We start from the raw sequence: 15098 nt of genomic DNA on the forward strand, positions 1-15098 counted from the left end.
TTAATTTCACTAACTAACTTTTATTGCTTTATTTTATTAGATTGCTGAACTTTTCAGAATCTCTTACAGGATCAAAATCATGTTCTTCGTTCGCAGTTTCTTTTACTGCCGAATCTAATTCTATTGCTTTAGATAAGTAGTTTACTGTATTATCAACGTCCCCTTTTCTACCATATATACTTGCTATTCCATAGTAACTCCAAACATAATTTTCTACTTCCAAATCTTTGTTATACCATTCCAACGCATCTGTAAATTCTCCTTGCAACTCATACAACAAGCCTTTATTAAACATAGCATATCCATAATCAGGTTTTATTTGTAACGACTTGTCTATATCTTGCATCGCTCCACTATAATCCCTCGTATAAGCTTTTGAAATGCCTCTTACTGAATATGCTTTATAATTGCTATTATCCTCATTTAAAATCTCATTGCATAAAGAGATTGCACTTTCATAGTCTTTTGTATAAAGCACATCTCTTGCTTTTTCTGCTTTTTCATCCAAACTCTTTTGCTTATTTTCCGCATCTAACTTAGCTTTTGCACCTCGGTCATTATTTTCTTTAATTTCGCTAGCTTCCTTTTCCTTTAGCTGCTCCTGCACTTTATTTTGCCTATCTAATTCCTTTTTATTATCAATACTTTGCTTTACTAAAACTCCTATAATAATTATTACTAATACACTTAATAATGCTACTTTAATTTTTCTACTTCCTGGCAACTTAATTCTAAACATATTTATTCTTTAGTGATGAAGAGCTCCATGTTCTCTTAGCCTCACTAAATGTTCACATCCTTCCAATTCTTTTTATGTTAAACATCTAGTTTATAATAATCATAAATTGTACTTTCCTTAAAACCACATGATTTATATAATCCTAAAGCCTTATCATTTTCCGATGCAACTTCAAGTATTATACTATTTACATTATTTTTCAGTAATTTTTCAAGAATCAAACTCAATACTATTCTTCCATAGCCTTTTCTTCTATACTCATGCTTTATTCCAAACCCAAATATATATCCATCTTCCCCATCCATAGTTACCCCTATCTTTCCGATAACCTTACCTTCAAGTTCAGCAATATAAGTAGTCCTATGTTCATTATCCTCTCTAGTACCCTCTTCCTCCTCTATTTCTGGTAACCCAAAGAATTCTCTATCTAACTCTAGTAATTCTTTTTTATGCTTTATGTCTGCTTTTTTAAGTGAAACTCCCCTACTTTCAAAGCTAGGTATCTTGGATTCATTGAGCCTCATTCTATATTCAGAAAAAGAATATTTTGAACCTATTGCTTCCACAAAACCAATTCCAGAATCAACTCTTCTTTCTGTAATTAAAAGAATTCTTTCAGTATTACCTTTCTTACAATGCTCTTTCCCCTCGAACATAAGCTCTTTAAATATACCCTTTCGTCTATAGCTAGGGTGAACCATTCCTGTAGCTTCAATTTCTTTGGGATTTGAACCAAACCCATACATCCCTAAAAATCCTATTAATTTATCATCCTCATAATATAGAAAATCATTAACTTGATTTTTGGCTCTACTTTCAAGCATATCCCAATTAAGTTTCATATTTAATTCCTCATAAGAATTACATTCTTCCTCTAATTCTTTAATAGCTTGCAATTCCTCTTTAGTTAGTCCATTAGCCTTTATTAGTTTAAACATTAATAATACCCCTCAAATCCTAAATCCTATTTCTTTGATACAAATTCATTTTCCTTTATATAGAACCTCCAAGGAAAATATCTTGCTTCCTCCGCATAGTCTATACCTATTCTTGTTGTTTCTACAATATCCCTTTTATCAATAGCTTCTCCATCTTCTACATATAATTCAGATGATGTTATTAGATCTATAAAATTGTGTTCTTTCTTAGTTATATTCATTGCTATACATAATTTTGAAGGTCCATTAGTTAACTCTTTTATTTTTCTAGTCTCTAATTCCTTATATTCTTTCTTAAACCTATTTAATGACATAAATTCTATTCCTTGAACAGGTTCTAATGCTCTTATAAGAACTCCTTCTGGAGAACCTTCTTTAAATGTAATTATGTTAAAGCACACATACATACCATAAATGCTAAAAACATAGGATATTCCTGGTTTCCCATACAAAGGTTCAACTCTAGCTGTTTTTTTGAACCCATATGCATGAGACGCTTTATCTATTGGTCCAACATAAGCTTCGGTCTCAACAATCTTTCCTTTTAATATTTGGCCATCAATTTCCCTTACTAATACTTTTCCCAAGAGCTCTTCAGATACTTGAACTGTTTCTCTAGCAAAAAATTCTCTCTCTAGCCTCATATTTTCTCCTTTGCTAAATATGATTACACGTAAGAACAATCATATTTTTCAATTTAATATTATTATATATCAAATTATATTATTTACCAAAAAAACTCCAAACATTTTAATATGTTTAGAGTTTTTTATGTTATTTTTATTTCAAATTAACATTGATTTTATATTTTTCCTCTATTACCGGATTTTTAGCTAAAGGTAAAGCAATCTTATATTTTTTATTTTCATCTATTGGTGGTAATACTATACTTATAATTTTATTATTAACATCTTCTATTTTACCAATTGTCCCATCTTCTGCTCTGGATGTAGTATTAAAATTCTCATCAATAATATAAGCTAGATTTATATTAAAATAATTATAATCCCCATTAATTTTAAAGGTTATCTTTGTACCCTTATCATTAGCTTCTATATTTTTAATTTCCACATTGGTAGTTTCATTAACCATTATTTTTTGATTTATAAGTTTATCAATAGGCACAAAAGATTTGCTCTTATCCATATTATAAGAATTAATTACTTCATTATAGGCATAGCCATCTTTCTTTTCCTTTTCAGTTACATTTCTCTTCTTAACTATATTTTCTTGTGGTATATTCTTAAAATCATCACTGTTAATAGTACATTGAAGAATTGATATATCTCTACCATCTATCTTCTTATTAATTATCCCTTTTTCTTCTACTATAGGTATGATAGTTATACTTTTTAAATTTGATATATCCCCCAAGATACCGAGCTTTTCTTCATATCCTTTATCATTTGAGCCTCCTCCTTCTTCTTTTGTCATAAGAGGATTGCCCTTATCATCTAAAACTATATATTTTCTAACTTCAGACAACATTAAAATCTCATTATTTTTTTTATACTGAACATCTTTTGTTTTATTAATTCCCTCTATATTTATGGTATTTCCAAAAGGACTTATAATTAAATTTTTAATATTCAATGTACTTTCTGGTAAATCTATTGTTTTATTAATTTGTATAGTCTTAGAATTTTTCTTACTTTCCTTTTTAGAAACTGTAAACTTAAAATTCCAAGGTCCCGCAACATTTGCTATGATTCCTGAAGATATTTCAACCTGGACTTCATCAGGTAGGTTCATCTCTGCTATATTAGAATATGTTGCTACAATTATCTTATCATCACTAATTATTTCACTATCACTTCCATAGGATTGAGGATACATACCATTTAGCTTTATTCCGCCTATGTCAAAAGTCTTATCTTTTACTCCCTTTCCTTCCACTGTAGATGAGATGGCAATCATGCTATCATCTATTGCAATTTCATTTATGGTTAGCTTTATTCCTTCTTTCTCGATAGACTTATTTAATGAAGTTGTAAAGTTTTCAAACTTCGGCATAGGTTCTCCATAATTTCTTTTTTCAGAAAGCATTTTAAATATAAGACCTGGATTAGATATAGCCTTAACTAAATCTGGTTTAGCAATAAATACAGCAGTAGTAAATACCAATGCCAGTCCAGCTATCTTTATAATAAGTTTATTATGTTTCGGTTTAGTATTTTTTAATTTTTCTCTTTTCCCTCTTTCTATTCCTTGCTCAATAGCCAAATCAATTTCTTTAGGAATAGTAATTGAATTTTTCAAATTCTCTATATCATTCATGTTAGATAATCTCCTTTCCCACATATATCCTTAATTGACTTAACCCCTTATTTAAGTAGGTCTTAACAGTTCCTATAGGATAACCTAAGCTCTCTGCAATTTGATTTATTGTTAAGTCTTGAAAATATTTTAATATAATCACCATTCTATGTTTCTCTTCCAACTTATCAATGGCATAAAAAAGATCTAACCGCTCGTCTATATTGATCTTAGTGATATCTTCATTGCAGTTTTTGTTGTCCTCTAGATAAATGATTTTTTCTTTATTTCTAATAAAATTCTTACAATTGTTTATTAATATTCTTGTAAGCCATGTATTAAAATATTGAGGCTTTCTTAACTTTTCTATAGAAATATAGGCCTTATAAACAGTTTCCTGCAATATATCTAGTGCATCATCTTTATTCTTCACAAAGGCATAAGCAGTCCTATATAAATCCTCATTTTTCAGTTTTATTATATAGTTAAAGGCTTCTTCGTCTCCTTTAACTGCTTGAGCAATCTTTTTCTCCAAATCCATCATTTTTCTCCCTTAGGTAAACTTTAAGTAGAGGACTTATTTTACTCTACACTTATTAGACACAGTAAGTATGCAAAAGGTTTTATAATTTTAAAAAAATTTTACATATTTCCCACATTTTTTTGTACTATTGTTGATTTTTGATTAATAAATCTATAATTATTTCCCGGGAATAAAAATTTAAGCTTATGTTCATAAAAATCAAAAAGCCAGAGTCTCCTCTGGCTTTTAAATAACATGATTCTATTAACTTCTAAATACAACCTCTTCTCTAGAGAACATATATCTTGCGAAAATAACTGAAATAATCACATATAATATATGCCATCCTAAGACTATTCCTAAATGAACAGGATTAAATATTCCTGTAATAGCCTCTTTCATCACTACTACTGCATTTACAATAGGAATGTTAAAGAATAGGATTCCTATACTTTTTGCATCCATCATAAATGGAATGTAGGTTAATATCATAACTGGAATTAATAGTCCGCTTAAGTAAGTGTTTGCTTCCTTAACTGAACGTGCAAATATACTTATAGCAATTTCTAACGAACTTAGTGCAACTAATACAAAAACTGATATAACTGCTATTACCCCAAAAGCTCCTAATGGTATCGACAAACTACTTCCTGTAGAGAATATATACATCATGGAACTAAGCATTGCTGCAACGCTTGTAATTAAAGTAATAAAAGCTATTGATGCAATGGCTCCAAGCTTGCCCCAAAATATGGATGTCCTTCCTACTGCCGTGGATAAAAGTGGTTCAAAAGTTCCTCTTTCTTTTTCTCCTGCAACTAAATCCGATGCTATTCCTATAGTAGGACTAATCATAAATATTATTAATATTGTTGGAAGCATGTTTAATATTGCAACTCCCATAGGATTATCATTCTTATTCCCCAAAGTTTCTTGTTTAACTTCAAACGGAGTTAATACTTGTGTACTAATTCCTTTAGCTTGAAGTCTGCTATCTACAATGCTCTTACTATAGCTATCAAGCATCTCTCTTAGTACTGCCGCTGCCATAGAAGATTTATTTGAATTTTCATCATATATGATTTTCAAATTTGTTTGACCTTCACTTGTAACCTTACTATCAAAATCCTTTGGAACATCAATAATTAAAGATATCTTTCCCTTATCAAGCTTTTCTTCCATATTACCTTCATTATCTATTGTAATAGTACTGCTTCCTTTCAAAATTTTATATACTGAAGATTCCGTATCACCTTTATAGGCTACAGTAATATTCTTAGAAACAGAATTTTGATTATTCTTCATAGTTGTATCTATTATCTTGAACATAACTGGATACATAATTACTGGTAATAGTATGGTAAAAACAAGAGTCTTTTTATCTCTAAATAAATCTAAAAGTTCTTTTTTTAACACTACTAAAAAATTACTCATTATTCTTACCTCCAACTAAGCTAACAAATACCTCTTCTAAATCATTATTATTATATTTTTCTTTTAAATGCTCAACTGTTCCTTGCTCTATAAGTCTACCTTTATGAATTATAATTACTCTATCACATAGTTTTTCTACTTCTTTCATTGAATGCGATGAAAGCAATATACTCTTATTTTCACTTTTACACTTCAATATAAATTCATGAATTACTCTAGCAGCAGATACATCCAAGCCCGTACTTGGTTCATCAAAAAGCATTACTCTTGGAGAATGTACTATAGTTCTTGCAATAGAAACTTTTTGCTTCATACCTCTTGAAAATTTACCAGCTTTTCTATCTATATATTCTTCCATCTCCAAATCTTTAGATATTTCTTTAATTCTTTCATCAATTTGTCCTTGAGTCATTCCATATAGTCTAGCAAAGTATTCTATATTTTCCCTTGCTGTTAATCTGTCATAAATACCTACTTCCCCTCCGAAAAGTATACCAATTTCTTTTCTAACATCTGATGAGTTTTTAATTACATCATAATTATTAACATTTATAGTTCCGCTAGAAGGCTTTAACATAGTTGATATCATTCTTAGTGTTGTAGTCTTTCCTGCTCCATTTTCTCCTAGCAAACCAACTATTTCTCCTTCTTCAACAGTAAAAGAGAGTTCGTCTACTGCTTTGATCTCCTTAAATATCTTTGATAAATTATCAACCTTTAACATAAATTCACTCCTTTATGTACTTTATCCGATATAATATGTACATTTTACCAATTACTTTGTTGTTTATCAATGAACAATCTAATAATTTAAAAATTAAATCCATATTTATACATATTATTAGAGAGTAGATGGATATAATAATAGTGTTTATATATTAAAATAAGCTAGGTGATTTTATGGGAAATTTTAAATTGATTTTTGATGACATAACAAAGCAACCTTTTGATGCAATAATAAATAGTGCAAACTCCTCTCTTTTAGGTGGTGGAGGCATTGATGGTGCTATTCACAGAGGTTCTGGATATGAACTTCTCAAAGAATGTAAAAGTTTAGAGGGCTGTAGAACCGGCTCTGCAAAAATAACCAAATCATATAATTTATCTTCAAGCAATATCTTTTGGATAATTCATATGGTTTCTCCTATATGGCGTGGCGGAGAACATAATGAATATGATATTCTTCGCTCAGCATATCAGAAAGCCTTAGAGCTATGCATAACTTACAAAGATGTATACTTAAATCAAACCATAGAAGCGTTTAACAAGCAACAATCTCGTTTACAAGAAGTTCGCAGTTCTCACTTATTAAGCGAATTAAGGAAATCTACTGAGGAATACATTAATAAGCATCCCATCAAAACTATTGGGTTGCCTTTCATGGTTTCTGGAGTATACTGTCTTCCTCCTAAGGATGCTGCATGCATTGCCTTGGAAGAGATTAAAAATTTTCTAAGCAAGCACCCATCTATTGAAGAATGTACTGTTGTTTGCCTAGATCAAAAGAGCTACGATATATTTAAACCTAATTGCAAAGACTTCTTTTCTGAATTTAAAGCTATGTAATCTAAAAGGAATTTATAAATAGTAATGTATACTATTTATAAATTCCTTTTAAACCATAATAAACTTTCATCACATTTTCTTGTTTTTATCCCTTATTAACCCTTTTTATTATTTTTCTAATTAAACTTCTTGGTAAAATTCTCATAGTTTGAATTAATAACTTATTTTTAAAACCTGGAATAACAATTGCCTTATTTGTTTTTATAAACTTAGTGTATCCAATTATTGCAACTTCCTCTTGAGCCATAATATTTCCTTTAGCTAATTTTGATTTTTTTATTCCTGCTTTTTGCTGAAAACCAGTATTTACTGCACCTGGACATAATGCCATTACTCTTATACCTTTCTTAGTATTTTCTTCATAAAGTGCCTCTGTAAATGATAAAACAAAGGCTTTTGTGGCATAATATACACTCATATTACTTCCTGGAGCAAAAGCTGCTGTGGATGCAACATTTAAGATACTGCCGGTTCCTCTTTGTACCATATCTTCAATAAACACTTTTGTTAACTTAGTTAATGCCATTATATTCACTTGTATCATATCCAATTGCCTTTTATAATCTGACTTTGAAAATTCACCAAAATCTCCTAGTCCTGCATTATTTACTAAATTATCAACAAATATATTTTTTTTCTTCACAAAATCTAATATGCATTCCACACTATCCTCATTGGATAAATCTATTGATAGCACTTCTATATCTACATCACTTAATTTAGATATTTCTTCCTTTACTTTATATAAAGCTTCATAATTTCTAGCAACCAGTATTAAATTATTTCCACCTTTAGCAAATAACTTTGAAAGTTCATATCCAATCCCTGAGGATGCTCCAGTTATTATTGTATATTTATCCATAATGTCCTCTCTTTTATCTAATTAAATTTAGATTTATTCTATCATAAACCATTAGTTATTGACAGTTCATTGCATATATGCTACTCTTAATGTATAAAATCGAATGTTTAAAAGGGAGTAGTTCCAAACACATCATCAACAGGTCGACTATTTTTTAGTCTGGTGCTGTGTACCTATAACTTTTAGGTTACGAGACTTTTAATATGATTCTTCAGTGGAGGAATTATATTAAAAGTCTTTTTTTATATACTATATTAAAATTTAACATTATATAAATTGAGCAAGAATTTATAAATATATTTTTTGCGGTTAAACTATTTTTAGAAAATTAATAAGACTTTTACCCTTTCATCTTATTATTTAAATGAGGAGTTGTGCGAAATGAAAAACTATTATAACAAAAGCAGTGAAGAGTTGCTTAAAGAATTTAATACTTCACTAAGTGGCATTGATTCTAGTAAAGTTGATGAAATCAGAGAAATTCATGGTTTTAACGAATTGCTAGAAGGAGAAAAGAAAAGCCTTATTATGATTTTCTTAGAACAATTTAAAGACTTCTTAGTTTTTGTTCTACTTGGAGCATCTATTATTTCCTTTGCTGTTGGAAATAAAGAAAGTACCATAGTAATACTAGTAGTTCTTATAATGAACGCTATATTGGGAACTGTCCAACACTTAAAGGCAGAAGCCTCTTTAAAGAGTCTTAAGGCATTATCTGCTCCTAATTCAAAGGTGATTAGAGATGGACACAAAATAGAAATTCCTTCAAAGGAATTAATTCCAGGTGATATTGTACTTTTAGAAGCTGGTGATTTTGTTGCTGCTGATGGAAGGCTAATAGACAATTATTCTTTACAAGTTAACGAAAGTTCTTTAACTGGAGAATCCATAAATGTTGATAAACACAGTGATTTAATCACTGAAGATGAAGTTCCTTTAGCTGAAAGAACTAATATGGTATTCTCAGGCTCACTAGTAACCTATGGCCGTGGAACTGTTTTGGTAACTGGAACAGGTATGAATACTGAAATAGGTAAAATAGCTCAACTGCTTAAGGATACCAAGGAAAAGAAAACTCCATTACAAAAAAGTTTAGATGATTTTGGTAAAAAACTTACCTTTTTAATATTAGGTATATGTTTTATAATTTTCTTTGTAAATATTTCAAGAGGTCTTCCTCTTATTGATTCAGTTATGTTCTCCATTGCTTTAGCTGTAGCTGCAATTCCAGAGGCACTAAGTTCTATAGTTACTATTGTATTAGCCCTTGGAACTCAAAAAATGGCTAAGGAAGGTGCTATTGTTAAGAAACTAAAATCTGTAGAAAGCTTAGGTTCTGTATCAATCATCTGCTCCGATAAAACAGGTACACTTACTCAAAACAAAATGAAGGTTAAGGAATTATACATAAACGGAGAAGTAATTCCTAGTTCTGGCTTAAATTTGTCCAATCCTACACATGAGTTTTTCCTTAAATCTTTAGTTCTATGTAATGATTCTTCAATTAGAGATGATGCTGAAATAGGGGATCCTACAGAAGTTGCTCTAGTAAAATTAGCAGCTGATTATTCAAAAACTGCTGAAGAAATAAGAAATACTCATACAAGGAAAAGTGAGATTCCATTTGATTCCGATAGAAAGCTAATGAGTACCACACATGAATTTGATGAAGACCATGTTATGATAACTAAAGGTGCTGTTGATGTGCTTATAAACAAGATAACATCCATTGAAACAGTAGATGGGATAAAAGAGATATCTCAAAATGATAAGGATGCTATTGAAGAAACTAATAAAAATTTCTCTAGAAAAGGACTTAGGGTCTTAGCATTAGTTTATAAAAACATTCCGCTAGATACTGAAATCTCAGTAGAAGATGAAGGTAATTATACGTTCGTTGGCTTAGTGGCAATGATTGATCCACCTAGAGAAGAATCCGCTAAAGCTGTTGCTGATTGTAAAATAGCCGGAATAAAACCAGTTATGATTACTGGTGATCATAAAATTACTGCTGCTGCAATTGCAAAGGAAATAGGTATTTTAGAAGATATATCCGAAGCGATAGAAGGTAAAGAAATTGATCATTTATCCAAAGAAGAGCTTAAAGAATTGGTTCCTAAAATTTCAGTTTACGCAAGAGTAACACCAGAGCATAAAATAAGAATAGTTGAAGCATGGCAGGAAAGAGGCATGGTTGTAGCTATGACAGGGGATGGTGTTAATGATGCTCCTGCATTAAAGCAAGCTGATATAGGTATTGCAATGGGAATTACAGGTACAGAAGTTTCAAAAGATGCTGCTTCTATGATACTAACAGACGACAACTTCGCTACTATTGTCAAAGCAGTTGTTAACGGTAGAAATATATATGCTAATATTAAGAATTCTATAAAATTCTTACTCTCAGGTAATGCAGCTGGAATACTTTCAGTCCTATATGCCTCAATAGTGGGACTACCTCTTCCTTTTGCACCAGTTCACTTATTATTTATAAACCTAGTAACTGATAGTTTACCTGCAATCGCTCTTGGTGTTGAAAAGCAAAGAGGAGATTTGCTTAATGAAAAACCTAGAAATGTTAATTCATCAATACTCTCAGCAGAATTCTTAAGATATATTGCAAGTGAAGGTATTTTAATTACAATCGCTACTATGAGTGCTTATTATATAGGCTTTAATCATGGCGGAGCTGCTCTAGGAAGCACCCTAGCCTTTTCAACTTTATGTTTAGCAAGATTATTCCATAGTTTCAATTGTAGAGGTACGGAATCAGTATTTAAAATAGGTTTATTTACTAATAAATATATCTGGTATTCAATATTTGCGGGTGCGGTACTATTATTTGGAATATTAAATGTACCAGCACTAGAAACATTATTCTTAGTTGCACCATTAACCTTAGTAAACGAGCTTGAAATAATACTTTTAGCGTTAGCACCAACTGTATTAATTCAACTTAAAAGATTAATAGCTAAATAACTTAGTTTATATAAAAAGAAACTATCTTAAGATAGTTTCTTTTTTCTTTTGTAATAACTCTTTTGGCGATACTTTAAACATACTTTTAAATGCCCTAAAAAAACTTGAATAATCATTAAAGCCACATTGTAGATATACTCTAGTAATAGGTTCACCTAGTTTTATAAGATCACGTGCCATTAGTAGTCTTTTTTGCATTACATAATTATGAAGCGTATATCCTGTTTCCTTTTTAAACTTGTGCATTAGATAATATTTACTCAAATAAAACTTTTGAGATAATAACCCAATAGATAACTCTTTACTTAAGTTATTATTTATATATTTTAGTATTTTCTCTATCTGCTTATCATACTTAAGTGTTTCCTCATCACTTATATACATATTCCCAAGATGAATTCTATTTAGATATATAATAAACTGAATCAATAATGAATTACTTAAGATTTTATTTCCAAAATCTTTTGAATTAAAAGATGCTTCAAGAGACTCAATTATAAATTTTAGATCATTTCGCAATTTTTCTTCTAGTCTAATAATATTAAAACTTTTTTCACTAGCTAATTTAAAACATGTTGAAAGGTCACAGTTTTCATAGTTATGATTCTCTATAAACTTAGGATTAATCCAAATGACTATCCTATCATATATTTCACTAGATTCTATAACAGGTTTGTGAACATCATGATTATTTACTAATAATATATCCCATGGTTTTAAGCAGTACGCTTTTCCTTCTATTAAATAGGTTACCTTCCCTGATAAAAATATTATTATCTTATTGAAATCATGATAATGAAATTCGAATTCCTGGTTTTTTCTATCTTTTAAGTGAAAAAGCTCAAAATCTCTTTTTAAATATCCTGATTTATTTCTATATTCATTCCCATCCATTAAGAAATAGCTCCTATAATCTTTTTATATACTTATTATATTAGAGCACTTTTTGCAATGTTTCAAGCAATAAATGCACTATATATTGCTAATGACCTGTATATAATGATAATATAAACCATTATATTTGTCGGAGGATTAAAATGAAACTTTCTGAATTATTGAAGGATATAACTCCTGTCTTAATACAAGGAGATAATTCTATAGAAATCTCTGGTATCAGTTATGACTCTAGAAAAGTTCAAAAGAATTTTTTATTTGTATGTATCAAGGGCGATACTGTTAATGGTAATGATTTTATATTTGATGCCATTAATAATGGTGCAATTGCGATCATAACTGATGAGAATTTTCCACCTGAAATAAATGATATTACTTTTATTAAAGTAAATGATAGTAAAATTGCACTAGCAAGTATTTCTAGCTTATTCTATAATGATCCTTCAAAAGAAATAGGCTTAGTAGGTGTTACTGGAACAAATGGTAAGACTACAGTTATACATTATATTGGTGATGTTCTTGAAGCCTATGGAAATCCAACTGGATTAATTGGAACATTAGGCTATGAATTCAAAAATAAACAAATTAATATTGAAAGAATAAATCCAACTACCCCCGAATCACTAGAGCTACAAAATTTATTTAGGAATTTTATTGATTATGGAGCTAAAAATGTAGTTATGGAAGTTACCTCTTCTGCCCTATATAAAAATAGAGTTGACTTTTGTGACTTTAACGTTGGTGTTTTTACAAATCTATCTCAAGATCATCTTGAAGTTCATGGAACTATGGAAAACTATAAGAATGAAAAATTAAAACTATTTCATAAGTGCACTCTAGGTGTTATTAATTTAGATGACAAATTCTCTAAGGAAATAATAGAAAAGGCTACTTGTAAAATTTTAACTTATGGCATAGATAAAGATGCTGATATAAAGGCCAGCAAAATAAGATATAATAATGACTCTGTTACTTTTATTGTAACTTTAAAAGGAATAAGCAAAGAAATAACTATTAATATTCCTGGTAAGTTTACTGTTTACAATGCATTAGCCACTATCGGTGCATGCTATGGACTAGGTTTAGAAATTAATGAAATTCTTAACTTAGTTTCTACTATTAAAAATGTTCCTGGAAGACTTGAATTGATAAATAATAGCTTAAATAAAAATGTAATAATTGATTATGCTCATACTCCTGATGCCTTAGAAAAACTTTTAATGATGTCAAGACAGATAACAAAGGGTAAGATTATTGTAGTATTTGGATGTGGAGGGGATAGAGATAAATCTAAGAGAGGAATAATGGGTATGGCAGCAGGCGTATTATCAGATTATACAATAATAACTTCTGACAACCCCAGAACTGAAAACCCCCTAGACATAATTGAAGATATTGAAGAGGGAATGAATGTTATAAAAGCTAATCATGAGAAAATTATCGACAGAAAAAAAGCTATAGAGAGGGGTTTAAGTCTTTTAAAAGATGATGACCTGCTAGTAATTGCAGGGAAAGGACATGAAGACTATCAAATTATAGGGAATACCAAAATACATTTTGATGATAGAGAAATTGTTCGAGAACTTTTAGGATAAAAGATATCATAAAATAAAACTGGACTAACTAAGATTTAATGTTACTTCTTAGTTAGTCCTTATTATTATCTCACTTGGCCTTCACCATATATAATATATTTTATTGTGGTTAATTCATTTAATCCCATTGGTCCCCTAGCATGTAATTTTTGAGTGCTAATTCCTATCTCTGCTCCAAAACCAAATTCAAAACCATCTGTAAATCTAGTAGACGCATTTACATAAACTGCAGCTGCATCTATTTCTCTCAAAAACTTCTGAGAATTAAAATAATTAGTGGTAACAATTGCCTCAGAATGCTTTGTACCATGTTCATTTATATGGTCAATGGCTTCTTCTAGAGAGTCTACAATTTTTATTGCTATAATGTAGTCTGAAAATTCTTTATCCCAATCTTCTTCAGTTGCTCTTACAGCACTTGGGATATACTTAAGTGTTCTATCACAAGCTCTTATCTCAACATTATATTCTTTAAGCCCACTATATGCTAATGGAAGAAATTCTTCTGCAACTTTCTCATGAACTAGCAAAGTTTCACAAGCATTACATACTGCTGGCCTACTACATTTGGCATTAATCAATATATTTTTGGCCATCTCTAAATCTGTTTCACTATCAACATAAACATGGCAATTTCCTACTCCTGTTTGTATAACTGGAATATTTGAGTTTTCTACTACAGATTTTATTAGTCCTGCTCCACCTCTAGGAATTAAAACATCAATATATTCATTTAACCTCATCATTTCTCTTGCTGTTTCCCTACTAGTATCTTCAACAAGTTGAACACAATTCCTTGGAAATCCTACTGACTCTAGGGCATCTCCTATTACTTTTACAATGGCCTTATTAGAATTAATTGCTTCACTTCCGCCACGTAAAATTACTGCATTTCCTGTTTTCAAACATAGGGCTGCTGCATCTAAAGTTACATTTGGTCTTGCTTCATAAATAATCCCTATAACTCCAAGAGGAACTCTTTGCTTTCCTATTTGAAGTCCTGCTTTATTCTTCCACATTCCAATTACTTCTCCAACTGGATCTGGTAAAGCAGCCACTTCAATTGCACCTTTGGCCATATCTTCTATCCTTACATCTATAAGAGTAAGTCTATCTAACATGGCTTTTGTAATATTTTTTTCTCTAGCAGCTATTAAATCTTTATCGTTCTCATTAATTATCTCTTGCTTTTTTGCTAGTAAGAGCTCTCCGATCTTTTCCAAAGCTTCATTCTTAGCTTTTGTTGACACCGTAGCTAAAAACCTTGCTGCTTTTTGAGCTTCCTTTCCCTTTAAGATTAATTCTTCCATGT

13 protein-coding genes are annotated in these 15098 nt (G+C 30.2%); 3 read left to right on the forward strand and 10 right to left on the reverse strand.

Annotation, left to right across the window (positions count from 1 at the left end):
* Positions 1-28 precede the first annotated feature (28 nt).
* The 7 genes from PTZ02_RS12840 to PTZ02_RS12870 all read right to left on the reverse strand — a co-directional run bounded on the left by PTZ02_RS12840 (position 29) and on the right by PTZ02_RS12870 (position 6614).
* The gene (locus tag PTZ02_RS12840) at positions 29-739 is read right to left on the reverse strand and encodes a tetratricopeptide repeat protein (RefSeq protein WP_274228204.1); all 711 of its coding nucleotides are present in this window, start codon (positions 737-739) and stop codon (positions 29-31) included.
* Positions 740-816: 77 nt separating this feature from the next.
* Complete coding sequence (locus tag PTZ02_RS12845) at positions 817-1677, reverse strand: GNAT family N-acetyltransferase (RefSeq protein WP_274228205.1); 861 nt, start codon at positions 1675-1677, stop codon at positions 817-819.
* A 26-nt stretch (positions 1678-1703) separates the two neighbouring features.
* Positions 1704-2321 (reverse strand): DNA-3-methyladenine glycosylase, encoded by a 618-nt coding sequence (locus PTZ02_RS12850; RefSeq protein WP_274228206.1) that lies wholly within the window; start codon positions 2319-2321, stop codon positions 1704-1706.
* A 136-nt stretch (positions 2322-2457) separates the two neighbouring features.
* The gene (locus PTZ02_RS12855; RefSeq protein WP_274228207.1) at positions 2458-3954 is read right to left on the reverse strand and encodes a DUF4179 domain-containing protein; all 1497 of its coding nucleotides are present in this window, start codon (positions 3952-3954) and stop codon (positions 2458-2460) included.
* 1 nt (position 3955) lies between these two features.
* On the reverse strand, positions 3956-4474 hold the full coding sequence (locus PTZ02_RS12860; RefSeq protein WP_274228208.1) for a sigma-70 family RNA polymerase sigma factor: 519 nt from the start codon (positions 4472-4474) through the stop codon (positions 3956-3958).
* 246 nt (positions 4475-4720) lie between these two features.
* The gene (locus PTZ02_RS12865; protein ID WP_274228209.1) at positions 4721-5890 is read right to left on the reverse strand and encodes an ABC transporter permease; all 1170 of its coding nucleotides are present in this window, start codon (positions 5888-5890) and stop codon (positions 4721-4723) included.
* Positions 5883-6614, reverse strand: coding sequence for an ABC transporter ATP-binding protein (locus tag PTZ02_RS12870; protein WP_274228210.1), 732 nt, complete (start codon positions 6612-6614; stop codon positions 5883-5885). Before PTZ02_RS12870 ends, PTZ02_RS12865 begins: the two co-directional genes overlap by 8 nt.
* A gap of 176 nt (positions 6615-6790) precedes the next feature.
* On the opposite strand from PTZ02_RS12870, the gene PTZ02_RS12875 reads away from it, so the two are divergent.
* The gene (locus PTZ02_RS12875; RefSeq protein WP_274228211.1) at positions 6791-7456 is read left to right on the forward strand and encodes a macro domain-containing protein; all 666 of its coding nucleotides are present in this window, start codon (positions 6791-6793) and stop codon (positions 7454-7456) included.
* Between the two features lie 85 nt (positions 7457-7541).
* Here PTZ02_RS12875 and PTZ02_RS12880 read toward each other — a convergent pair whose 3' ends face one another.
* Positions 7542-8318: an SDR family NAD(P)-dependent oxidoreductase gene (locus PTZ02_RS12880; protein WP_274228212.1), complete on the reverse strand. Its 777-nt coding sequence runs from the start codon at positions 8316-8318 to the stop codon at positions 7542-7544.
* 381 nt (positions 8319-8699) lie between these two features.
* On the opposite strand from PTZ02_RS12880, the gene PTZ02_RS12885 reads away from it, so the two are divergent.
* The gene (locus tag PTZ02_RS12885; RefSeq protein WP_274228213.1) at positions 8700-11297 is read left to right on the forward strand and encodes a cation-translocating P-type ATPase; all 2598 of its coding nucleotides are present in this window, start codon (positions 8700-8702) and stop codon (positions 11295-11297) included.
* Positions 11298-11318: 21 nt separating this feature from the next.
* Here PTZ02_RS12885 and PTZ02_RS12890 read toward each other — a convergent pair whose 3' ends face one another.
* Complete coding sequence (locus tag PTZ02_RS12890; RefSeq protein ID WP_274228214.1) at positions 11319-12191, reverse strand: AraC family transcriptional regulator; 873 nt, start codon at positions 12189-12191, stop codon at positions 11319-11321.
* Positions 12192-12334: 143 nt separating this feature from the next.
* Here PTZ02_RS12890 and PTZ02_RS12895 point away from each other — a divergent pair, with 143 nt between their 5' ends.
* Positions 12335-13786, forward strand: coding sequence for a UDP-N-acetylmuramoyl-L-alanyl-D-glutamate--2,6-diaminopimelate ligase (locus PTZ02_RS12895; protein WP_274228215.1), 1452 nt, complete (start codon positions 12335-12337; stop codon positions 13784-13786).
* Between the two features lie 65 nt (positions 13787-13851).
* On the opposite strand, the gene PTZ02_RS12900 is transcribed toward PTZ02_RS12895, so the two are convergent.
* Positions 13852-15096, reverse strand: coding sequence for a glutamate-5-semialdehyde dehydrogenase (locus PTZ02_RS12900; RefSeq protein ID WP_274228216.1), 1245 nt, complete (start codon positions 15094-15096; stop codon positions 13852-13854).
* Positions 15097-15098: the final 2 nt, after the last annotated feature.

The organism is Clostridium sp. 'White wine YQ' (genome assembly GCF_028728205.1).
In the GTDB taxonomy this organism is placed as follows: domain Bacteria; phylum Bacillota; class Clostridia; order Clostridiales; family Clostridiaceae; genus Clostridium_T.